Origin of the sequence: Roseobacter insulae, assembly GCF_019375555.1 — a bacterium.
In the GTDB taxonomy this organism is placed as follows: domain Bacteria; phylum Pseudomonadota; class Alphaproteobacteria; order Rhodobacterales; family Rhodobacteraceae; genus Roseobacter; species Roseobacter insulae.
The window spans coordinates 235,460-257,522 of sequence record NZ_JAHXDN010000004.1 but is presented as its reverse complement, the minus strand read 5'-3'; the positions used below and the strand labels follow the sequence as shown (position 1 = coordinate 257,522).

19 protein-coding genes are annotated in these 22,063 nt (G+C 60.0%); 11 read left to right on the top strand and 8 right to left on the bottom strand.

From position 1 onward, the window contains the following. Positions 1 to 209: 209 nt before the first annotated feature. From KX928_RS15440 to KX928_RS15420, 5 genes are all read right to left on the bottom strand, one after another. Positions 210 to 1,130, bottom strand: coding sequence for an oxygenase MpaB family protein (locus KX928_RS15440; protein WP_257883831.1), 921 nt, complete (start codon positions 1,128 to 1,130; stop codon positions 210 to 212). Between the two features lie 200 nt (positions 1,131 to 1,330). Continuing rightward, positions 1,331 to 2,095: an anti-sigma factor family protein gene (locus KX928_RS15435; RefSeq protein WP_219504443.1), complete on the bottom strand. Its 765-nt coding sequence runs from the start codon at positions 2,093 to 2,095 to the stop codon at positions 1,331 to 1,333. Beyond that, positions 2,092 to 2,598 carry an RNA polymerase sigma factor gene (locus KX928_RS15430; RefSeq protein ID WP_219504442.1) on the bottom strand — a complete coding sequence of 169 codons (507 nt, stop codon included), beginning with the start codon at positions 2,596 to 2,598 and terminating at the stop codon, positions 2,092 to 2,094. Before KX928_RS15430 ends, KX928_RS15435 begins: the two co-directional genes overlap by 4 nt. Before the next feature lie 473 nt (positions 2,599 to 3,071). After that, complete coding sequence (locus KX928_RS15425; protein ID WP_219504441.1) at positions 3,072 to 4,286, bottom strand: carboxylate--amine ligase; 1,215 nt, start codon at positions 4,284 to 4,286, stop codon at positions 3,072 to 3,074. A gap of 3 nt (positions 4,287 to 4,289) precedes the next feature. Then, positions 4,290 to 6,857: a carboxylate--amine ligase gene (locus KX928_RS15420; RefSeq protein WP_219504440.1), complete on the bottom strand. Its 2,568-nt coding sequence runs from the start codon at positions 6,855 to 6,857 to the stop codon at positions 4,290 to 4,292. Positions 6,858 to 7,694: 837 nt separating this feature from the next. Between KX928_RS15420 and KX928_RS15415 the strand changes: the two genes are divergently transcribed. Both KX928_RS15415 and KX928_RS15410 read left to right on the top strand, forming a co-directional pair. Beyond that, positions 7,695 to 9,185, top strand: coding sequence for an oligosaccharide flippase family protein (locus KX928_RS15415; RefSeq protein ID WP_219504439.1), 1,491 nt, complete (start codon positions 7,695 to 7,697; stop codon positions 9,183 to 9,185). Positions 9,186 to 9,261: 76 nt separating this feature from the next. After that, the gene (locus KX928_RS15410; RefSeq protein WP_219504438.1) at positions 9,262 to 10,590 is read left to right on the top strand and encodes a hypothetical protein; all 1,329 of its coding nucleotides are present in this window, start codon (positions 9,262 to 9,264) and stop codon (positions 10,588 to 10,590) included. A gap of 14 nt (positions 10,591 to 10,604) precedes the next feature. Here KX928_RS15410 and KX928_RS15405 read toward each other — a convergent pair whose 3' ends face one another. Beyond that, complete coding sequence (locus KX928_RS15405) at positions 10,605 to 12,218, bottom strand: hypothetical protein (protein ID WP_219504437.1); 1,614 nt, start codon at positions 12,216 to 12,218, stop codon at positions 10,605 to 10,607. A 223-nt stretch (positions 12,219 to 12,441) separates the two neighbouring features. Between KX928_RS15405 and KX928_RS15400 the strand changes: the two genes are divergently transcribed. Further along, positions 12,442 to 12,816 carry a DCC1-like thiol-disulfide oxidoreductase family protein gene (locus KX928_RS15400; protein WP_219504436.1) on the top strand — a complete coding sequence of 125 codons (375 nt, stop codon included), beginning with the start codon at positions 12,442 to 12,444 and terminating at the stop codon, positions 12,814 to 12,816. 303 nt (positions 12,817 to 13,119) lie between these two features. Here KX928_RS15400 and KX928_RS15395 read toward each other — a convergent pair whose 3' ends face one another. Both KX928_RS15395 and KX928_RS15390 read right to left on the bottom strand, forming a co-directional pair. After that, positions 13,120 to 13,461: an H-NS histone family protein gene (locus KX928_RS15395; RefSeq protein ID WP_219504434.1), complete on the bottom strand. Its 342-nt coding sequence runs from the start codon at positions 13,459 to 13,461 to the stop codon at positions 13,120 to 13,122. Between the two features lie 565 nt (positions 13,462 to 14,026). Further along, on the bottom strand, positions 14,027 to 15,058 hold the full coding sequence (locus KX928_RS15390; protein ID WP_219504432.1) for a LacI family DNA-binding transcriptional regulator: 1,032 nt from the start codon (positions 15,056 to 15,058) through the stop codon (positions 14,027 to 14,029). A 155-nt stretch (positions 15,059 to 15,213) separates the two neighbouring features. Between KX928_RS15390 and KX928_RS15385 the strand changes: the two genes are divergently transcribed. The 8 genes from KX928_RS15385 (at position 15,214) to KX928_RS15350 (ending at position 22,030) form a co-directional block, all read left to right on the top strand. Beyond that, positions 15,214 to 15,399, top strand: coding sequence for a hypothetical protein (locus KX928_RS15385; RefSeq protein WP_219504430.1), 186 nt, complete (start codon positions 15,214 to 15,216; stop codon positions 15,397 to 15,399). Positions 15,400 to 15,424: 25 nt separating this feature from the next. After that, entirely contained in the window at positions 15,425 to 16,573 is a 1,149-nt protein-coding gene (locus KX928_RS15380) for a TRAP transporter substrate-binding protein (protein WP_219504429.1), read from the top strand. Positions 16,574 to 16,687: 114 nt separating this feature from the next. Continuing rightward, positions 16,688 to 17,200, top strand: coding sequence for a TRAP transporter small permease (locus KX928_RS15375; protein ID WP_219504422.1), 513 nt, complete (start codon positions 16,688 to 16,690; stop codon positions 17,198 to 17,200). A gap of 11 nt (positions 17,201 to 17,211) precedes the next feature. Continuing rightward, positions 17,212 to 18,540 carry a TRAP transporter large permease gene (locus tag KX928_RS15370; protein WP_219504421.1) on the top strand — a complete coding sequence of 443 codons (1,329 nt, stop codon included), beginning with the start codon at positions 17,212 to 17,214 and terminating at the stop codon, positions 18,538 to 18,540. A 13-nt stretch (positions 18,541 to 18,553) separates the two neighbouring features. Beyond that, positions 18,554 to 19,861 (top strand): histidinol dehydrogenase, encoded by a 1,308-nt coding sequence (hisD, locus tag KX928_RS15365; RefSeq protein WP_219504420.1) that lies wholly within the window; start codon positions 18,554 to 18,556, stop codon positions 19,859 to 19,861. Beyond that, positions 19,854 to 20,615, top strand: coding sequence for an SDR family NAD(P)-dependent oxidoreductase (locus tag KX928_RS15360; RefSeq protein WP_219504410.1), 762 nt, complete (start codon positions 19,854 to 19,856; stop codon positions 20,613 to 20,615). The genes hisD and KX928_RS15360 overlap by 8 nt, the downstream gene beginning before the upstream one ends. Further along, on the top strand, positions 20,612 to 21,592 hold the full coding sequence (locus KX928_RS15355; RefSeq protein ID WP_219504407.1) for an alcohol dehydrogenase catalytic domain-containing protein: 981 nt from the start codon (positions 20,612 to 20,614) through the stop codon (positions 21,590 to 21,592). The genes KX928_RS15360 and KX928_RS15355 overlap by 4 nt, the downstream gene beginning before the upstream one ends. A gap of 27 nt (positions 21,593 to 21,619) precedes the next feature. Next, on the top strand, positions 21,620 to 22,030 hold the full coding sequence (locus tag KX928_RS15350) for a universal stress protein (protein ID WP_219504405.1): 411 nt from the start codon (positions 21,620 to 21,622) through the stop codon (positions 22,028 to 22,030). The last annotated feature ends 33 nt before the right edge of the window (positions 22,031 to 22,063 follow it).

Below are 22,063 nucleotides of genomic sequence, written 5' to 3'. Positions count from 1 at the left end.
AAAGAGGGCCGTGGGACGGGTAGCGACCGGTCGTGATCGCCACGCATCGGCAACCTTGTCATAAAGGGTCTTGACGATGCGCGGGCCAATTCGGTGCAGGGTGACCGTTTGGAGTGTGTGGACGCCCGGCCCACCGCGGTGACCGCGATTTGGCTGAGAGAACAAGGGGCAGGCTTCGGGTGCAAGGCGTGGCACGCCTTCCCGCGTACTTAGTGCGGATCATGGGCGCAGGACTTTTGGGAGGCGGCCTCCATAACCCTGAACGTGCCCAGATCTTCAATCCGGTAGCCTTCCGGATAGGTCGGTCGAGGGCGTTGCGTCAGCAATCGCGGCTTCCGCCGGGGCGGCAACAGCCGCAGAATACCCGCGCGCATGCGCAGGGCTGCGACCGTCACCCGACTGAACCACCTTGGCACGGGGCGCAACCCCATGGCGTCGAGCAAGGCCGGATCCAGAAGCGCGCGGACAGCGGGCCTGCCCGCCCAAAAGAGCCACCGGGGCAGGTAAAAGCCCAACAACAGCCTTATGGTCGCCTCCGAAATCCGTCGGTTCGTCTCGGCAAATCGAAAGTTGGTGACCTCGTATGCTTCGTTCCAATACATGATGGTCTCGAGCTCCATGGGGATACCCTTGATTCCCATGCGCTCCCCGAGACCCCGGTAATACAGAAACCATGCGCGTTGCTCCCGCGGGGTCATGGGCCGTCGGCCATAACGGTCGAGCCAGCGGATCGGCTCGCAGATGAAAGTCGACAACACATAGAGCATGTCAGAATTGTCGATCCTGAACCTATTGTGCATGGCGTTCATCCGAGCGATTGCCCGCTTGCCCCGCCTACTGTCGAGCCCGTTTTCAATGGTTTCGGCGAGGATCAGTTCGGTGTCGTCATAGCGTTTGCGCGGCCGGGTTTCGAATTCTCCGGTTTTTGCCAGTAACCCGGAGATGGCAGGTATGCCGTAGGTTCGGAACAACGCGAATTCGAGGGCGCGTTCGATGTCCCATGAAAACTCATATGCATAGAGAAAACGTGCGATTTCTTCGTAGTCCTGCTCCGGGTCCAGGGATGCGATCTGTTTGGAGGTGGCTGGACCGCGCATCTGCGCCGGATTGGAGAAAAGCAGATGGCTCATACGTATCAATTTCCTTCTTTCAATGCACTCTTGGTCAACAGCACCTGCACGCTCCGCCAGCGACCGGCAGCCACCCGAGACGCGCGTTTGGTCGCGTCGCGCCATTGCCCCCGCATCGTTTGAGAGAGTTCCTGGCGTCCAGGCGGGTGTTTCTGAAATGTAAAAAAATGTTTAGTCATTTGAAAATAAATAAAAAATATTCAGAGCGCCAAGGATGCCTCACTTGCCATTGCTTTCAGCCCGGGCAGCCCCCTTGGTCCGATCACGACGTAATCGGCATTGCCTGCGCTCCACGTCACGAAATCAAAGTTGTTGATGGTGCGATCCGTGAATGTCGGTGCCCCAGCCGTTGGCGCGCCGCTGCGCTGCAAACACAATGCAATCACCGTGCCATCCCCTTGGCGATACATCAGCTGGGCGACGGGTTTTCCATTTGCAACCAGCAGACGCGCCCCTTCAAACGTCAGGTCGAACCCGGACAAGTCAGGAATCGTGAAGCTCACGCCAACCGTTTTTCCCAGCCATGTCTCGATGTGCTGGGCCTCATTTGCCCCGACTTCGACAAGGTGACGCGTCTGGCTGGCGTAAACACCATGGTAATCCGCGATATCGCTGAGCCATCCGGTCGTCCGGGGCGGCGCTGTCTGATCCTTGAGGAGATATCCGCCGACGCCGCCGATCATGAACACAACAAGGCTTGCCGCCAGTGTTCCCCAGATCGGGCGAGAGGGCCGCGGACCTGAAGTTGGCCGGGCCGCCTTAATCTTTTTAGCCAGTGTCAGCGGCACCGGGTGGCTGAGTTCAGCGTCGTATTGCTCCTGCGCGGCTGCATGGGCGCTGATCAGCGCATCCAGTTCGGCCTGTGCCTCGGGGTCCGCTGCAAGGCGGGTTTCAATGGCTGCGGCTTCGGCAACATCCAGTTCACCATCCAGATAAGCGCTGAGTTTCAATGATATGTCTGTCATTTCGCAACACACCCCGGCGCCGACAGGCTGGAGACAAGCAACTTGCGCGCGCGATGGATGCGGCTCATTACCGTGCCTATCGGGATACCCAGCAATTCCGATACTTCGCGGTAGCTGTAGCCCTCCGCGCAGACCAGCATCAAAGGTTGCGACAGATCTTGGGGCAGGTCCTCTACCTTCCCGCGCACCTGTTGAGCGGCGATTCTTTCGTTCACGGTATCTTCGGCGCGCAACTCGGTAGCTTCCTCGGCAGGCACCTGACCCTCGCCATGGCGCACCTTTCGCTTGCGGATTTCGCTGATCCACAAATTCCGCACAACCCTGAACATCCAACGATCAAGCGGTTGGGCCGGGTCGTATTGCTGCCACCTTTGCAGCGCGGTTGTGCATGCGTCCTGCAGCAGGTCGTCGGCATCCGGGCCGGACCGCGTCAAGCTGCGGGCGAACCGGCGCAACCGGGGCAAAAGGCCTATCATCTCGGTCTTGAACTGGTCGAATGTCATTGCGCTTCCGAAGCCGGGCTCCACTATGAAAATGTCTGTCGCTAAAATCTGATGCGGTCAAATCATGATGATCGCGGTAACAGTAGATGGATATTCCTTTGCTGGCATTTTCGGCGGGCAATTGCTGATGCGGGTTGGTGAAAGGGTCGGGCTCCCACCGCGTGACGGCTCTGACACGAACCGCTCAGCGATCTGTGGCAATTCTCGTCTGTGCCTCAATTGCCGTGCTTGCATCCGGATCCGGGCAGTGTCAGGCTGCGGTCGCCATCGGCAAGAGATGCACGGTAATTAACTTCATATTGGAATCCTTTGCGAATGCTTGAGCCGCGCCAGATACGCCGCTTACACTTGCATTACGCGCGGCGAGGCGGATCTATTCTCAGGTTGGCGCAATTTCGTGACAGTATAAACCGGTTACCCACGCGTCGATTTCCCGGGGCCGCTGCGGACACGATGGTCGGAAAGGGCGGCCCCTAGCGCTCATTCTTAATGAGGTCCCGAATTGCCAGAGCCGCGCAATAGAGCGACACCAGGGGGTCGAAGCCATTAAACTCCATAACGACCAGATTTCGTGCCTTGAGTTTTCTTCTCCAGGCGAGAGGCGACATAACCCAATCCGGCGCATCCGCACGGTAACGCCACAGGACGTTGATCAGATCCGGAAAGGCGCGCACCGCCTTGATGCGTCCGGGATCAGAATTATCCACGGCATCCACGATCCGCGCTCCCGTCAGATCCTGATAGGCCATTAGCGGGATGTCAGCCTGTGACGCTTTGGTGGCGGCAATCCAGCTCCATGCGCGCGGGTTCACTTCTATCAACCGAAACCGGTCCGAACCTGGCTCTCGCCGATACTCGAACTCGGCAATCCCGTTATAGCCAAGCTGTGACACGATCCATCTTACCTCGTCGAGAAGCGTGTCGGGTACCTCATCGTTTTGCCCAAGGATCGTATTCCCGTAAGCGGCGGGAAACCCATGCAGTTTTCGGCCTACGAAAATTCCCCGTACCGCGGCGGTCCGGTCTGCATAGATGCCGATCGAGTACATGTCCTCGCTGCTGCCGGGCACAAACTCCTGAACCACGAAATGCTCGAGTATCCCGGCGTGTCGCGCTCTGAAGTCTGCCCAGTCTTCGGCGCTTTCGATCTTGCGGAAGCGCAAATCCGAATGCCGCACGCCCGTCGGCAGTTCTGCGTCCAGCGCAAGAAAACACGAGAAATTCAGCGGTTTCACGATGATTGGGAAGGGTAGCTGGCACTCGAAAGCGCTGGCCATCACGGAGCGCGGTACATCGAGACCGCGCTCCAAAGCCCAGGATGCAAAGCGCAATTGATCGGTGATCAGCGCAACCGCGTCCGATGCAGCGCCACAGATGGTCGCAACCGGGGCGAGCTGTTCTGAAAATGTGGCAAGAAGCTGAGCAAAATGGTCGTCGGTCGGGATCAGGACAGGCACCTGCCCATCGCGCCCGACTTCCCGGGCAATGTCGGCGACCCGTGCCGCGGCACCTTCCGGATCGGACCTTGGATCCGGCATTCGCCGGAACGACGCCCGCCGCGACCAAGCCGCCTGCAGCCGCCGGGTTTCGCAGACAACGCAGGGGATGCCCTCTGCCGAGAGAGACGAGATAATGCCGAGCGCAGGGAACCGGGCACCGAGAATAATCGCCGTCGGCGGCATGGGCATGGCTCAGTCGTCCGGAACGATATGAAATCTGCCGGAGATCGCCGCGCGTGCACAGCCACCGAATTCCTGGGCGACATCTGCCAGTTCCGCCTCTGTACCAGGATCAAGCCTGACGAACCTGCCGGGCGGCACACTGACGTTGAGCGGCGATTTCATCACGGGCTGATCCACCGGCATGGATGTGGGTATCAACTCCCCCCCGACCGTGCCATGCGCTGACAGGAACAGATCCTCCAAAGGCGAAATGAAGGCTTCCATGCGCATCATCTTGGGATAGCCGTCTTCATCTTCCGGCGGCACGAAGGATTGAAAAACGGCGGAGAGCGCGTGGGGGAAAACCCGTTGCGCGATGTTCCGGACCGGGCCCCGCAGGAACTGGCGCGGAACCCCGGCCCCGTCGGCGCTTAGCCCAAGTGCGCGCCGCGCGGCCACCGGGGATGTGAAGCGGCCAAACAGAATATCGCGGCCCTCGTCGGAATTCGCGAGTTTGACGACGAGGTTTGGCCAGCGCGGATCGTCTGTTAAAACCGGTACCTCCGGCCCGCGACCGCCCGGAACAGGTGCCAACCTGCCGCCCTTGGCCACGCGCCGGTCCAGGGCCTCGGGCAACCAGCGGTCAAACTGGCTTTTCTGATGCAAAAACTGGAAGGTCGCGCTTTCACTCAACGCGGTTGAGACAACGTAAAGCGTGTCCCGCTCCAGATCGCGCGGCAAGCCTATCATGGGATTGACAAGGGGGTCGCCGGTCTCGTGCATCGCTGAGCAGGGCATGATCTCGATATCATAGGCTTTGGCCGCCGCTTCGAATTCGCGCAAGTGCTCAGTCCGCCACGACCGGCGGTGAAGGACGATTTTTTTGAACTTCTGGCGCTTGGCCATTTCGGCCAGGCCCACGATGAAGGGATCGATGTCTTCGGAATACAACACCCGTCGCTCGGGCATCAGGCCCGCGGTGAGATTGCACTCAAGCGCATAGTACCGCCCGTTGAAGCGATGCAGATCAAGACCAACCAGGGTGCCGACCAACGCATGTTTATCACGGTCGTACCAATAGGCCCGGTACTCGGGCGTCTGATCAAGCCGTGCGGATGACGCCAGCGCGGCCGCGTGCGGCCGTCCGGGACTGGGCACCGGGCCAAGGGTGCGCAGCGCTTCGATGATGTCGAAGGCCGTCACGGCGCCGTAATACCCCCATTGGATTTCCGCCATACGGCGGGGGAGGCGCAGCTTCATCCTGATCCGGTCAATCCCCAGCCGGCAGGAATCTGCGAAGCGCGTGCGCCGTGCAAGTGACGCACTCAGCGCGGCATCCCCTTGCGCGCAATCCGCGCCTGTCTGCTCCAGCAGACGACCGGGAAAGCTCCCGCGTTCATCGCGCGCGAAAGCGCCGATTTTGCTGGCCTGGGTGACCAGCCATCTGGGGGTTTTCTTCAGGGACCACCACCATTGCTGAACAAACGGTTTTGGATCGTCACGTGACCAGACGGCAAATGTCTTGGGGCGCCTGTAACTTGCCAAAAGCTCCCGGAAACTGAAATCGTCGCGTCTCAGGCTTTTGACGGTCGAGAAAAAATCAGCATGCAGGTGGATCCAGACACCCTGCCAGCCGTTCGGATTGTCGCCTTCCATCTCTTGGCCCGCCGCCTCGCAATAGGCCATAAGCGCATAGTTGTGACCCGCCTTGAGCGCCAGACCGTGGCTGAGCGGACTGCGTCCGTTGATTTCCATCAGGTAGTGACGGCCATTGCGGATGTCCTGCTTGAAGGCAACGCTGGCAATGCCCCGCCATTCGATCCGCTCCAGCAGCGCGAGCGTGAGGTCATGAAGCTCGGGCGCGTCGTAGGTTTCGCAGGCCCGCGCGACCCCGAAAACAGGGGGTTCCTGCCGCAGCTTGCGATAGGTGAAAGCCCCCCGCGGCGCACCATTCGCATCGATGAACACCTGAAAGTGCTGAATCGCGGTTTCCGGCCCGACGACGAATTCCACGATCTCGCAGTCAAAACCTTCCGCTTCCACCATTGCGATAACCCCGGCGAGTTCTTCTGCATTCTCGACCTGGAACAGTTTTTTGTTGAAGACATGGGCAAACTGATGCCCTTGGATGGGTTTCACAAGAACCGGATAGTCCAGTTCGGACGCGCCTTGAAAATCGGCGGTTGCCTTTCCGTAAACCTCGGGCACCGCAATACCCACCTCCCGCGCCGAGGCGACGGTTTGCGATTTGTCGATCACGCGCTCGACGATCTCCCAGGGCGGACATGTCAGCCGGAAATTCTCTGACAGCCGGGCATGGTTTTTCGCCATTCCGGTTAACGCGTGGTCATTGGTGGGGATCAGCACAGCTCCTTTCCAAAGGTCCAGATGGCTCTCCAGAAAATCCACCAAAACATCCGGGTCGGACGCAATTTCCAGAAGCGAGAAGCTTTGCTTTACGTATTTCGAATAGTGGCCCATATCCGAACGCAGCGTCTGAACCGCATAGACAGGGATGCGACACCGGCCAAGCGACCGGATAACGCCCGTGCCGTTTGCATGAGCGCCGATGACAATGGCCGGGCGACGCTCAGTCATCCGGCCGATCGCGGCAATGTGCAATTGTCGTGTCGATGCGACCACCCTCACACAAAAACGATCCCGGGTTGGAACGGCATGCGGTTCGCAGTCGATACCGCAGCTTAGCAATCCCCCGGGCTTCCCCTCCGGGCCAATGGTGGGGAGTGCGGGTGACCATGTCAACGTTCTGGTTCCAAAAAAGAAACCTTTGGGCATCGCGGCAGTGGCGCAAGCATAATGTTCGGGCCGTTGCCGCCCTGACACCGGGGCGCAGTGATCGCCGGGTCACAGAGTCGGCAGTAGTATGCCTGCGCCGAAGATAGCTGGACTGTCTGCCACCCGGGCCGGCAGAATGAGAGCTGATACATGGTCGCGCTTGCCCCGGACACATTGCGCGCCCCACTCTTGGGCGGTGTGGCCCGGATAAGGCCGGAACGATGGATGACGGCAGGCGGTGGCGTGTGGGGCACCCAGAAAACGGCCGCGCGGGAGTATCAGGTGCAGGCATCAAAGCGCTGCGTGTGGGATGTCCCGGACGCTCTCTGCCGAACAACCGGAAAACAAAACAAACGAGCTTGCAGGGCAACACGCCGCCGTCGACCCCCTCGGTCTGCCGAGACCCATAGGGATTCTGCGCGTCCGGAAAAAGCGCGCGCATCCGGTCGGCAAGGCTGTGAAAAGTCGGATCGACCGCGGCCACCTGACCGCTGTGCCCGGTTGTGTCATGCCGATCCTCGTTATCGACATACCGGCCATAAGGGCACAGTGACTGGCTGATTTCGACTTTTTTGCGGGCTTGAGGCTGGTCTGACATGGGCCGGACAGGTACAATGCCTGAACTGAACACCGTGACCGATGCCACAAGATCCTGTTTTTTCACTGCAACTTGCGATGCGCGGCGCGTTCTGGGGCGTCTCGAAGACGCTTGTCAATCAGGGCGTCAGGATCGCGGTTTTCATAGTGCTCGCGCGTCTTCTGGGCCCGGCGGATTTCGGCCTTGTCGCGCTTGCCCTGACCCTGACGATCCTCGCTGACTTCCTGATTGTCGAGGGCGGTTGGACACAGGCGCTTGTTCGGCGCGATACGGTCGCCCAGACGCATTACGACAGCGTATTCTGGCTCGTGCTCTCGGTGTCGGTTCTCGTGGCGGGCGGCATGGCGATTGGTGCGCGTTATCACGCGGCCTTGTTCGACACGCCCCAGATCGCCCAACTGGCGCTCTGGCTGCTGGCGCTTTATCCCCTTGCCGCCCTGCGAACGGTGCCGCGCGCGATCCTGATCCGGCGCTTTGACTTTCGCGCGATCGCGTTATCCTCCAATGCCGGGGCCATAGCCGGAGGTATGGCGGGCATAGCGCTTGCCTTTGGGGGCGCCGGGGTTTGGGCGCTGGTCGCCAACCAGCTTGTCTCACGGCTCTTCATGACCGCCGGTCTTGTGTGGCACGCTGGCTGGCGGCCGGGCTTTCAGGTGTCGCGGGCAGGACTGTCAGGCCTTCGCGACTTCGTTCCCAATGCGCTCCTTGCGCAATTGAGCAAATTCGCCGATTTCTACATGATCCGCGTGTTCATTGGCAGCCGCGCCGGCGCTGAAGCGGTGGGGCATTATACATTGTCGGTCGATCTTCGCGGCCTGCTGCGCAGCCTGCTGATCAATCCCGCCGGTCAGGCTGTACTGCCATCCGTGCGCGAACTCCGGGGCGATCTGCCGCGGTTACGCAATGCGCTTGGGATTGGTCTTACCCTGCTGACAAGCGTTGCCTGTCCGGCCGCCATCGGTTTCTGCCTTGTGGCCGGCGATCTCGTGCCTCTCGCTCTGGGCGCGCAGTGGATGCCCGCCATCCCGCTCGTTCAGATGATGGCCCTCGCGATCCCTGCCATGGCCATAATGCGGGTCAACATGGGCGCACAGTATGCCTTCGGCAAGGCGGGCACCGTCGCACGCCTCGCACTGACGTCGACCGCGCTGCTTGGCACGCTTCTGGTGGTTCTGCCTGTGACAACGGCTGCCGGGGCCGTTGCGATTCTCCTGTGCCGATCCTACGTCATGCTGCCCCTGCATCTGCGTCAGTTACGGCGAACCACGGGTTTCACCCTTCAGGCGGCGGGCCGGAGCGTCCTGCCGAACCTGCTTGCGGCGCTGGTCATGGCAGCGACGGTCCTGCTGGCGCAGTACACGATCCTCGCAGACGTTCTGCCGCTCTGGCGGCTGATTGCCTCTGTGGTGATTGGCGCGGCCGCGTTTGGGGTGGCGCTGCCCATTGCTGCGCCTGCAACGGTTCGTGAAATCCGCGCTGCATGGCGGTCCTTGCGCCACAAATCGACAGCGGCGCAGAGCGGCGACATCTGACCAGACAAATTTTCGCGCGCAATTCACCCGGCGGCGTGATAGCCTGCCCCTGCAAGCGGAGTGCCGAGCAATACCTGTGCCATTCGAGTTTTCAGATCAGCGACCTTTGCCCCCGCGGATCAGCCGCTCCATTGCACGTCGCGTGGACCTGGCGCAGGCCTGGCGCGAACGGCTCGACGTTCCGCTCATGCGGTTCGGGCTGACGCGAGGGGGGTGGGGAAAACATCTATTTCGCGCGGGCAATTTCCTGAATGACCTTCTGCAAGGCGCCGGCGCCGGACACTGGCCCCAACATCCCGGACGCGCCCATCTTGCGGCGCTGCAGACCGACCTGAGGTTCCGCGAAAAGCCCGTTTACCGGAACTACTGGCATGACCCTGAACGCAATGCTCTGATCGGCCTCCATCTCGGCATCGATCTCAACCGGTTCGACGGGCGCTATTACCTGATCGAAAACAACATCGGACCGGCGATGCGCGAAATGCGGCGCGCCATCTATCCGGAGCCGATTGACCCGGTGCTCTCTGGTCTGGCCGAAGTTGCCGACGAGCACGGATTTCGTACAATCACTCTCTATGCGCGGCGCTGGTCAGAGGCACAGTTAGAGGAAGTGCGCCTGGCGTCGGTAGAACTGGGCGTCCAGATCGAGCCGGTTCAAAGCTATGGAACACTACCGCCCATCCCCGGTGTTCGTCTTGTGTCACGGATGCCCGATCCCTTGCCGAGAGACAGCCTGCATGTGATCTACCGCCCGGTATTCATGACCCCGATGATGCATTGGGTGCACGACAAGGAGCTGGTGCAGGTCTGGTATTCCCGGCTGGTGGACAGCATCGACACCCGGCTTGCCACGGTGGAATGGGGCCGGTCGCTGTTCATCCCACCACATCGCGGGGATCGCTGGCCCAACCTTGTTGTCAAACTCGCCGAGATCGACAAGGGCCGCGCGGTGGTCATCGGCCGCTTCGATACAGAAGCCGAAGCGCGCGCGGCGCTTGGCCTCCCCGACAGCGGGGAGGCGGTACCCGACGTGTTCCGGGATGTCGCCGGGAACTGGCTTTTGGGGTTGTTCGATGGAAAGCGTCGGGTGAACTATCAGGGTTTCGCCCCGGCGGAGATCGTCGAGGGACGGCTTCGCTCCATCCGTCTTCACGGTTTTGTCTCGCCGCTGGGCAACCGGTTTCTCTCCGCCCATGGGCTGATTGCCGGGCAGGAACTCCCGGAAACCCTTGAGAACGGCCTTCTGGGCAAACATGACGCATTTGTTCTGAAGCGGGCCACCGCTCTGCGGTTCGAGCGACTGGGTGATGCGGTTGAGGAAGAACTTGTGCAGGTCACCAAAGACTTTGGTCAGATAATGGGGCGCGCGATCCGCGAACGCTTTGATGTCACGCCAAACGACTGAGCGTCTCGTCGCATCTACCAGCGGCAGTGGTTCGGGCCGTCTCCGCTTTCGATGACGCGAAAATCCATCACGCGCATCTCCCAATCCCAGTTGTCCACCCGCCACGCCGGGTCGAGCGGCAGATTGTCCGAGGTCGTGGTGACCCCCGCATATTCGACGGTCATCGGGACGGTTTCACCGCGTTCGCGCCATCGCCACATTAGCTTGTGAAACTCAACGACAGGCAGGTAGTTGCCTTCAAGCGGACCCCAGCGGTCAAGCACGCCACTGATGGTCGCGGTGTCACCGATATCGATGATATGAACCACGTCCTCCTGATAGCCCGCCCATTTCAACGGGCTGGCACCAAGAATGATGTGGTTGTTCTGCCCAAGCTCGGTCCGCAGATTGCTGTACATCGACAGGTTGCCCGCCGTCCGCAGGCCCATATGTGATGTCAGGCCAAACATCAAAACAAGCACCGGCATCACATAAAGCCATGTCGGCACCTGTCCCTGGAGAACCGGCACACCCTCCCATCTCCAACCGCGCGCCGGCGAAAAGAGGTCACTGATCACCGGCCAGAGCATGACCAGCAGCCCGCCAATGAACAGGAGCCCCCACGCGGTCAGTGGTCGCGGCCAGTCGATAAGGTCGAGACCCTGCGCGAACATGATCGCCGTGCCTGCAAGGTTCATCGCAAAGAACAGACGCAGGCGATGAACCTGAAACGGACCGATCCGCGCCAGTGCCTGGCGTTTCCATGCATCCCAGACCGTTGCGGGCACAAAGGCAATGATAAGCGCGATCGCAATCGCCTGAAAATCGACGATCCTGAGCACGGCGAGTTGCAGGTGGACCAGCAAGGAAAAACACAAGGCAAACCATTGGAATTTTGGCAAAAGCAAGAGCGGGGCCTCGACCAGTTGCCAACTGAGAACGGCCACCGCGATCACGAAAATGAGATAGTCATACGCGCTGGTGCCGAGCCCGCCCGAGAGGAAGGCAAGGCCCACCATGCCAAGCAGGATGATCGCCAGTGGCGGCAGCAAGCCCGGCCAGTCCACAGGTGGCATGGCGAGATGCGGACGTTGCAGCCAGAGCAGTACCGCAACAACCAGCAGCATTCCCAGAAGCACGGTCAGGGGCGCGGGTCCGAACCCGGAAAAATCGCTTGTGAAGACCTGGAATATGTCGCCCCCGAACTGCCGGATGCAGGACACAGCGGGGTTGATGAAGTCATAGTTGAATTTGTGAAGCCCGGCGGAAAACAACGCGGCGATAATCGACAACCGCGCAATCGGAAGCGCTGCCGCCGCGAATACATCCATGTTGCCCCGATCCGCCCGCGTGTATGAGTACAGGATGCACAGGATCATGCTGATATTGGTAAAAATCAGCAGATTCGTGTGGTTTTCGGTATCGGGAAGTTCGAAAATCACGAATTGGGCAGTCGTGGCCAAGAGCAAGACGAGAAAGCTGATCCTGTTCAGGCAGAGGACTACCCACAGGCACAAAGCCGCGATGATCAGGCCCGAAGCGCGCAGGATGATGTCATCGACGTCCGCCAGCAGCGCAACCGTATAGAACACCAGAAAACAGTGGCTTGGCTCAATCTCGCTCGCCGCCCGAATACGAAACATCCGCATTTAATCTCCCCGCACAACGGTGACGCATTGCAACCGCAGACAGTTGGAACGTTAGCAGGGTTTTATCTGTCTCGCCAACGCGCAGCATGCGGACAGAGGACAGTTTGCCGGTGGTAAAGTCACCGCCCGGCCTCCGGTCCCTTCACCTGAGGCCTTCGGTGACCTATCTTGAGTGCGAACCCGGGGCCGCGTGTTTTGCCCCTTGCCCGTATGGGAGCCCGCAGTGAGCGACGCATATCTGATCTATGATGGCGAGTGTCCGTTTTGCACACAATACGTTCGCATGGCCCGTCTGCGGGCGGTGATGGGTGAGCTTCGCCTTATCAATGCCCGGGACGGCGGCCCGGAGGTGGCGCATGTGCGGGACCTCGGTTACCAGTTGGACGAAGGGTTCGTCCTGCACATGGATGGCGCTTTTTTTCATGGCGCGGATAGCCTGCACCGTCTGGCCCTGATGAGTTCCCGGTCCGGTCTCTTTAACCGTTTTACATATGCCGTTTTCCGAAACGAGGCTCGGTCCCGCCTGCTGTATCCGGTGCTCCGCGCCGGGCGAAACATGGCTTTGCGTCTGCTGGGGCGGTCGCCGATGGGCTATTGAATGAGCCTGTGGCGTGCCCGGAAACTGCTTCAGGTCGCGCAGGTCCAATAACCGCGACTTGCCCAAGCAGCAGCAGCGACTTCACCGGTTTTAATGCGCCGGTTCGCGTGCAAGACCGTCACGGCCCGCCGTCGGCACGTCATTTCCATCGACAACTTCACACGCAGCCGCAGATGTGGAAAGCCGCACTCTCACCCAATAAAGACTCGCACTCGCCGATCGGCGATGCACGATTAGCAGCAATGCGAACGCTGCGGAACTGCGAAGAATAGAGTCGCGGAGGGCCGCTTGGGCCGCCGATCCTCAGATCAACAGTTGCTCGGCTTTTTTTCCGGATGCGAGTGCCGTCTTGAACCAAACCGGCTGGCGTCCCTTGCCGCTCCAGGTCTGAGACTTGTCCTCGGGGTTCGCATATTTCGCAGGGGACGTCGCCTTGGCTTTCGTTGAAACCTTACGCTTTGTCTTGGCGGGTTTTGCATCTGCTGCGATTTCCGCGAGGGTGAAGCCGTGTGCCTTTGCCGCTTTCTCGACGGCAATGCGCGCTGCTTTTCGTTCTCTTTCGATCGTTTTTTCAAGGGCGGCATCGACGTCGGAGCGGAGCTTTTCGAGTTGCTTTCGCGACATGGTTTTAAGATCGAACTTCATCTTCGTGGTCCTCAAGTTTTCCATCTTCGTAAATCACAGACTGGGACGGGAATAAACTCCCCAACGTTTCAACCTGCGTTTGTGCGCGAGTTTCCCCTGTCATACAATCCACTATGGGGGGCAAGGCCAACTCGCCAAGTTGAGCCTCTCGATGGTGTCCACCCAACGATATTTCCATCATTGAAGGGCATCGCGATGTCCACAGGTCGCGCCAATACCCCAAGATGGCATGATGTGAGCGATCCGAAAGCAGCCGGGCGAGAGCGTCATGATACGCGGTGATATCAGCCCGCATTTTCGACCCTGCTTGCAAGTAGGCTTTCGAGGAACCAGACTATCTGCCGTCCGTTGTTGGCCAGACGTCTATCGCTTTATGAAGAGCCCTTTAAATGATGATAACGGCCCAGCGGAAAGTGCGTGTCGCGCAGCCCGGGGTCTGGGCCCGGCGCTCCGTGACCGAGCTTTGCGCCGATGGACAAAGATTGAATGACACGCATACCACCCGCTTATGTCCCGGTGCCCGGCGGTTCTGTCAGCAAGCGTGATGACTTACTGCCGGAGCATATTACTCGGATTGATCCCGAAGGATGCTCACCGAAGAACGCTCCATGATGGTTGTTTCCAGTTTCTCGGACACACCCTGGCGTTTTTCCTCCACCATGCCGACAAGTTCCTGAGCTGCCTTTCGTCCCATCTCGCGATGGGGGACATGCACCGTTGTCAGTTCAGGTGTGACAACCTGGGCCAATTCGATGTCGTCGAAGCCGGTGATGGAAACGTCTTCTGGGACCTTGAGTCCCAGCTGGTGTGCCCCGCGCAGCGCGCCGACTGCCAGGACGTCGTTTCCGCACAGGACGAGGCTGGGGCGCGGACTATGCGACATGAGGTCCACAAATGCAGCCGCCCCGCTGTGTACATCATACGGCAGCTCCACCGGGGCCAGCCGTTCCGGATCAAGCCCATGCGCCGCCATGGCATCCTTGACGCCCTCAATACGCAATCGGGCCCTGTCATTCTGCTCGCTGATCCCCGAGATCATGGCGATCCGTTTGTGCCCAAGGGCGATCATGCGTTCGGCCAGACTGCGCATGGCCGCGCGGTTGTCAAAGCCGATCGAGGGGACACGCGCTGTTTCACTGTAAGACCATGCCACCAGGACCGGTACGTGCTGTTGCGCCAGATAATCGTAAATCTGCGGATCACGGTCATGTCCGATCAGCAAGAGCCCATCTGCCCCACGTGCGACAAGGGTTCGGATCTGCTCTTCTTCAGCTTCCGCCTTATATGCAGAACTAGAAACCAGCAGGGTGTACCCACGCTGGTGCAGCTCTTCCTGAAAAGCCTGCAGACCGCGGGCGAAGATCGCGTTTTCCATGGTGGGTATGATCGCGCCGATCGTGAACGTCCTCTTGGCGGCCATGAAACGCGCGGCGAAATTTGGCGTGTAGCCCAATGTTTTTATTGCGGTTTCCACGCGGGCGCGGGTTGAAGCGGCGACCCGGTCAGGGCTGTTGATGCACCGTGACACCGTTGCCGTCGAAACACGAGCAAGGCGTGCAACGTCGTCCAATGTGGGAGGGGCGGCGGTGTCTGTCATTCCGAACCTATATTTCGATTTGTGCTCAGTTGCTTAGTAAAGGGCTTGCCGCTGAAACTAAAGGATAACGGCGGCACATCAAGTGTAAACGCTTGCATTTAAAATGTAAGCGTTTACACTAAGGTCAGAATCGACCGCCTCGGGAGGACCCGGCCATGTTTCTTGCAGCTTCCATCGTCGTCTTTGTGATCTACTTTGCAAACGTTGTTCTGGGCGCATTTGCAGGCAGCGCATTTCTGGGTGACGTAGGTGAAATGTTGGTTCTGTTCGTGGCCGCGATCCTGTTCGTTGTTGCGATTCTGAAAAGAGAAGCTGACCGCGACAACAAGAACGGCAGCTAAATTTACCCACCGGGAGGATTACTGAATGGATAATGAGAAACGCGAGCTTGCCTCTGCCGAGCGCCGCAACTTCCTTAAGCTGAGTGCCAGCGGCGCATTTACGGCGGCTGTTGTCGCGGGTGCAGGCGGCGTTCTTTGGTCGTCTGAAGCTGCCGCGCAGACCGCGAATGAAGAGCGCGAGCGCGAAAAGGCCGCAGACCACGTGATGACGATTGCCACGGCCTACGTGCTGGGTGCGTCACGCAGCTACCCGATCATGCAGCTGGATCTCAAGGAAAACATTCAGAACGCCACGAGTGGCAAAGTCTATGTCAAGCTGGCACCGGGTGGCCAGTTGGGCGCAGGTGGCTCGCTTGTGCAGAAAGTGCAGGGTGGGACGATTCAGGCGGCGCAGCACTCGCTGTCCAACTTCGCTCCGTTCGCATCGACCGTTGACCTGATCAACATGCCCTACCTGTGTGGCTCCAACCAGCGTTTCACGAACCTTGTCAACTCCGACCACTGGAACAGCGAAGTCCATCCCAAGATCGAGGCCGCGGGTTTCAAGGCCCTGTTCTACGTGAATATCGATCCCCGTGTTGTCGCTGTGCGCAAGGGTGGCGCCGGTGCTGTTCTCAGCCCGTCGGACCTCTCTGGAATCAAATTCCGCGTACCCGGTTCCAAGATGTTGCAGCAGTACTATCGCATGGTCGGCGCGAACCCGACACCGGTCGCCTGGGGTGAAACGCCCTCTGCCATCAAGCAAGGGGTAGCGGATGCGCTCGATCCATCCGTGGGTGCGCTCTTTGTCTTCGGTTTCAAGGATATCCTGAGCCATGTGACCTTCACACAGGCGGTCCCCGACAGCCAGGTTTATTCGTGCAACCTCGAATGGTTCAACTCGATGCCGGCCGACGTGCAGGAAGGCATCATGTGGGGGGCGGAGATGACCGCGCACCAGAACCTGTCCAAGGTGCCGTCAGCCCGGGCCTACGCCATGGCGGAGCTGGCCAAGGCCGGTGTTGAATTCCACAGCCTCAGCGACGACCAGCTGGGCGAGTGGCAGGCCGCGGGCGGTTACCAGCGGCCCGAGTGGGACGAGTTCAAGAAAGACCTCGCCGGGTCGATGGATGCCTTCGCCAAACTCGAGGAAGCTGCGAGCACGCAAGGCAAATACTACGTACACGACGCATAATCTGATCTGCCGGACGTCGGTTGTCGACGTCCGGCCTTTCCTCAAATTGCATCACACGCCACCGGCCGGTTTCGGCCGGGCGGTATCATGATGCCGGGTTCCGGAGCGAAAGAGATGGGAATACTGAAAACAATTGACCGCGACGCCGAGCGCTGGCTGCTGTTGGTCTTCTACGTGATGTTGGTCATCACGATGGCGATCGAAGTGCTGCGACGAGAGCTGTTTGCCTACTCGTCGATCTGGGGCGAAGAGATCGTTCGGTATTCCTTCATCTATCTGGCATGGATCGGCGCTGCCGCAGCCGTAAAGGAGCGCGCCCACATCCGCATCGATGTTCTGATGCACTACCTCGGACCGCGCCCCAAGGCGCTGCTTTACATCTTTGGCGACATGGTGATGTTCTTTGTCGCCGTCATCGCACTCTACTGGTCCTACGAAGCGGTGCATGTCTCCGCCAAATTTGGCTCCGTCACCGACGGGCTGCGTGTTTCCAAGGTCTGGTTCCTGATGGCCGTCCCTGCTGGCTTTGCGCTGATGATCTGGCGGCTGCTGCAGTCTTTCCGGCGCGATTTAAGATCCCTCATCGACGGCAAGCCCGTTTTTGAGGGCGACAAGCTGTTTGATTAAGGATACCTGAAATGCTTTGGAATACAGTTAATCAAACAGTTGAACTGGGGTGGGATTTCTATCTGCCCGTCATATTGTTCGTGGCTCTCATCGCACTGGCGGTGCCCGTGTGGGCTGCCATCGGTGTTGCCGCCATCACAATGCTCTTCATGTCGGGCGATCTGCCTCTCAGCCTTGTAGGCGAAAGCCTCTTTGCGGGCATTGATGCTTTCGCGCTGACTGCTGTACCGCTCTTTATCCTGACGGGTGACGTGCTGGTGCGCACCGGGTTGTCGCGAAAATTTCTGGATGTGGCCGAAGCGCTCACCTGTTTCGCCAAGGGCGGATTTGGTTCGGCCACGGTATTGGTCTGCGGCATGTTCGCGGCAATCTCCGGGTCTGACGCGGCAGGGGCCGCAGCCGTCGGTCGCATGACAATCGACCGCCTGGTCGAAAGCGGGTACCCGCGACCCTACGCCTGCGCGCTGGTTGCGGCGGGTGCCTGCACCGGCATCCTTATCCCTCCGTCGATCGCCTATATCATCATTGGTCTGGTGTTGGGCATATCGGCCTCGACCCTGTTTCTTGCCGCGCTGATCCCGGGTCTTGCCATCTTGCTTTCGATCCTGATCACCAACCTGATCGTGAACCGCATCTACAACTATGAAGGCGGCGGCATGATGACGGCGGGCGAATGGTTCGCCAATCTGGGCCGGTCCCTGAAATCGGGCTGGTATGCCTTCATCGTGCCCGGCATCATCTTCTACGGCATCTTCTCTGGGCGCCTGACGCCGACAGAAGCGGGTGCGACCGCCGTTGTTGTGACCATCGCGATGGGGTTCATCCTGCGTACCCTGTCGCTGGCGGATTTCCCGGCCATGCTGGTCAGCTCTGCCAAGGTGAATGGCGTGATCCTGCCAATCATCGCCTTCTCGGCGCCCTTGGCCGAAGCGCTGGCAATCATGGGCGTGCCGCAGGGCTTTGTTACATCCGTCACCTCGCTGACGGACGAGCCGTGGCTCCTGATCCTGCTGATGATCGGTATCCTGATCGCTGCCGGCTGTGTAATGGAGACAACCCCGAACATCGTCATCCTCGCACCGATCCTGAAACCACTTGCCGATAATATCGGTATGAATGAGATCCAATTCTGCATTATGATGATTACAGCTCTGGGCGTGGGTTTCATCACGCCGCCTCTGGGGCTGAATCTCTTTGTGGTGTCCGGTATTACCGGTGAAAGTATCCTGAAAATCGCGGCCCGAGCCGTGCCCTTCGTCTTGTGCATGTTTGTTGTCGTCCTTCTGATCGCCTATGTCCCGGCCATCTCGACAACACTACTGCCCGATATTTATAAGTAGGAAGCCCCTTACAATGACACGCGACTACCTGAAAAAAGCGACCCTCACCGCCAAATCGGATGCAACCCAGGTGCATGAGACGGTGAAATCCATCCTCGACGACATTGAAGCGGGTGGTGATGCGAAGGCGATGGAATACGCGGCCAAGTTCGACAAATACGACGGCAATGTCATGCTGACCGCAGAGGAGATCGAGGCGGCCTGCGCGCTTGTTCCGGAAAAACTCAAGGCGGACATCCGCTTTGCCCACGACAACGTGCGCCGCTTCGCCGAAATCCAGAAGTCGACCGTATCGGATGTCGAGATGGAAATCGTTCCGGGTTTCACCGCCGGGCAGAAGGTGATCCCCGTGGATGCCGCAGGCTGCTACGTGCCGGGAGGCCGTTACAGCCACATTGCCAGTGCAATCATGACCGTGACCACCGCCAAGGTGGCGGGCTGTGGCCATATCACCGCCTGTTCGCCGCCGCGGCCCGATACCGGCGTTGCACCGGCCATCGTTTATGCAGCGCATATCTGCGGCGCGGACAAGATCCTCGCGCTGGGTGGCGTGCAAGGCGTGGCGGCCATGTCTTTCGGCCTTTTCGGCCTGCCGAAGGCGAATATTCTGGTTGGGCCGGGCAATCAGTTCGTGGCCGAGGCCAAGCGCATTCTGTTTGGCCGCGTTGGTATCGACATGATCGCTGGGCCCACCGACAGCCTCGTTCTGGCTGATGCCTCGGCGGATGCGCATGTTGTCGCGACGGACCTCGTCAGCCAGGCCGAGCACGGCTACAACTCGCCTGTCTGGCTGGTTACCGATGATCGCGGGCTGGCCGAAAAGGTGATGGAACTTGTGCCGGGCCTGATCGACGATCTGCCACAAGTGAACCGCGACAACGCCTTTGCCGCGTGGCGTGACTATGCCGAAGTGATTGTCTGCGCGGACCGGGAAGACATGGCGGCCTGTTCGGATGAATACGCACCTGAGCACCTGACGGTGCAGGCCGGGGATCTTCCTTGGTGGCTCGACCGGCTGACGTGCTATGGCTCGCTCTTTCTTGGGGAAGAGACCACCGTGTCTTACGGCGACAAGGCAACCGGCACCAACCACGTTCTGCCGACGTCCGGGGCCGCCAGCTACACCGGGGGCCTCAGCGTTCACAAGTACATGAAAATCGTCACGTGGCAGCAGGCCACGCGCGACGGGTCCAAGGCGGTGGCGGAAGCGACGGCCCGTATCTCCCGCCTTGAGGGTATGGAAGGTCACGCTCGCGCGGCCGACGTTCGGCTGGCGAAATACTTCCCGGGCGAAAACTTCGATCTGTCCGCAGATGGCTGATCCACGCTCGCTTTTCGACCTCACAGGTCGGGTGGCTTGCATCACCGGGGCAAGTTCCGGGTTGGGACGGCGTGCCGCCCTGGCACTTGCCGGTGCCGGTGCGCGTGTTGTCGGTGTCGCAAGGCGACAGGACCCGTTGGACAGCCTGGCCGAAGAAATCGGAGCGCGCGCGGCGACGGTAACCGCGGATGTCGCGGACCGTGCAGCGGTTGGTGCCCTGCGCGATGCAGTGTCGGCGCCCTTCGGTCCGCCGGACATCGTGGTCCATGCCGCGGGCATCAACACACGCCAGGCCGCCGATGAGGTGACGGACGAGGGATGGGACCAGACACTCGCGCTCAATTTGTCGGCACCATTTTTCATCAGTCAGGCCATGGTGCCCACAATGAAAGACAAGGGGTGGGGCCGGATCGTAAATTTCGCTTCGCTTCAGACCACGCGGGCCTTTCCCGGCGGCATTGCTTACGGGGCAACCAAAGCCGGGATCGGGCAACTGACGCGCGCTATGGCCGAAGCGTGGTCCCCGCATGGCATCACGGTCAATGCCATCGGGCCCGGGTTCTTTCCTACCGAACTGACACAGGCTGTTTTCGAAGACCCAGAGCGGGCGGCGCGCAATGCCAGCCAGACCTGCGTCGGGCGTAATGGCCGGTTGGAAGATATCGATGGACCCTTGCTGTTGTTATGTTCCGATGCATCCAGCTATGTGACCGGGCAAATCCTGATGGTTGATGGGGGGTTTACGGCAAAATGAAAGCTCTGGTTTACGAGGGTGTGGAGCAGTTGGCATTCCGCGATGTGCCCGATGCCCTGGTGCGTGATGGCGAACACCTGATCAAGGTCGAGGCCGTTGGCGTCTGTGGCTCGGATATGCATGCCTATCTGGGGCATGATGCACGGCGTCCGGCACCGCTTATTCTTGGTCACGAAGCCGCTGGTGTGATTGCGGGCGGGCCGCGCGACGGCGCGCGTGTCACGGTCAACCCTTTGGTCAATTGTGGTACATGCCGGGCCTGTAGATCGGGGCGTGAAAACCTGTGTGCCGACCGGCAGATCATCTCCATGCCGCCCCGCGAAGGGGCGTTTGCGCAATACATCGCGATGCCGGACAGCAATCTTGTGACGGTCCCGGACGATGTGCCCTTGTCAAAAGCGGCCCTGGCGGAACCCCTTGCCGTGAGCTGGCATGCCGCGCGCCTTGCCCTGGGTGCGCTGGTCACCGCGCCGGATGTGCCGGCGCTGGTGATCGGCGGGGGTGCCATCGGACTGGCGGCGGCGCTGGCGCTGCGGGCCATGGGGGTCACGGACATCACGATTGCGGAACCGAACGACGCTCGACGGGCCTTCCTTGCCGAAAACTGCGGCCAGAAAGCGGTGGCAAAAGCGGATGGCGCCTATGATCTGATCATCGACGCGGTTGGCTATGCCGCAACGCGCGAGGTGGCCTCGGCCTTGGCAGCGCCGGGCGGGGTGATCGCACATGTTGGGTTGGGCGAGGATTTGGGAGGACTGGATATTCGCCGAATGACATTGCAGGAAATCACCTTTATTGGCACCTATACCTACACCGCGCAGGATTTTCGCGATACGGCACAGGCCATCTTCGACGGTCGGCTGGGACCCCTGAACTGGTTCGAAACCCGCGCCCTGTCCGACGGGTTCACCGCTTTCAGGGACCTGCGCGCAGGTCAGGTGGCTGCTCCGAAAATCATCCTGACCCCTTGGGGCTGAAGTAAATCCACTAACGGGAGACCGACGATGTACAAGAAAATTCTGGTTCCGATGGCGCTCGATCACGGCATTTCGCCCCAGACACTGAAAATCGCGGAAGCGCTTTGCGCCGAGGGCGGCGAGATCGCGGCCCTTCACGTCCACGAGGCGCCGCAAGGATCGGTGAAAGCCTATCTAGACGAGAATGCCATCGAGGAGGGCCTAAAACGGGCCCGCGCCCAGCTTAACGAAAAACTGAAAGACGTCAGCGGTGTCTCCGGTGAACTTGTGACCGGTCATACAGCCCGCACCATTATCGATTACGCGGCAGCCAATGGATTTGACTGTATCGTTATCGGATCTCACAAGCCCGGGCTCAGCGACTACTTTCTGGGCTCGACCGCATCACGTGTCGTTCGCCACGCGCCCTGCGCTGTGCACGTGCACCGAACCTCTTAATTCCCAAACAGGCGCTTTTGGCGTCTTATCAGA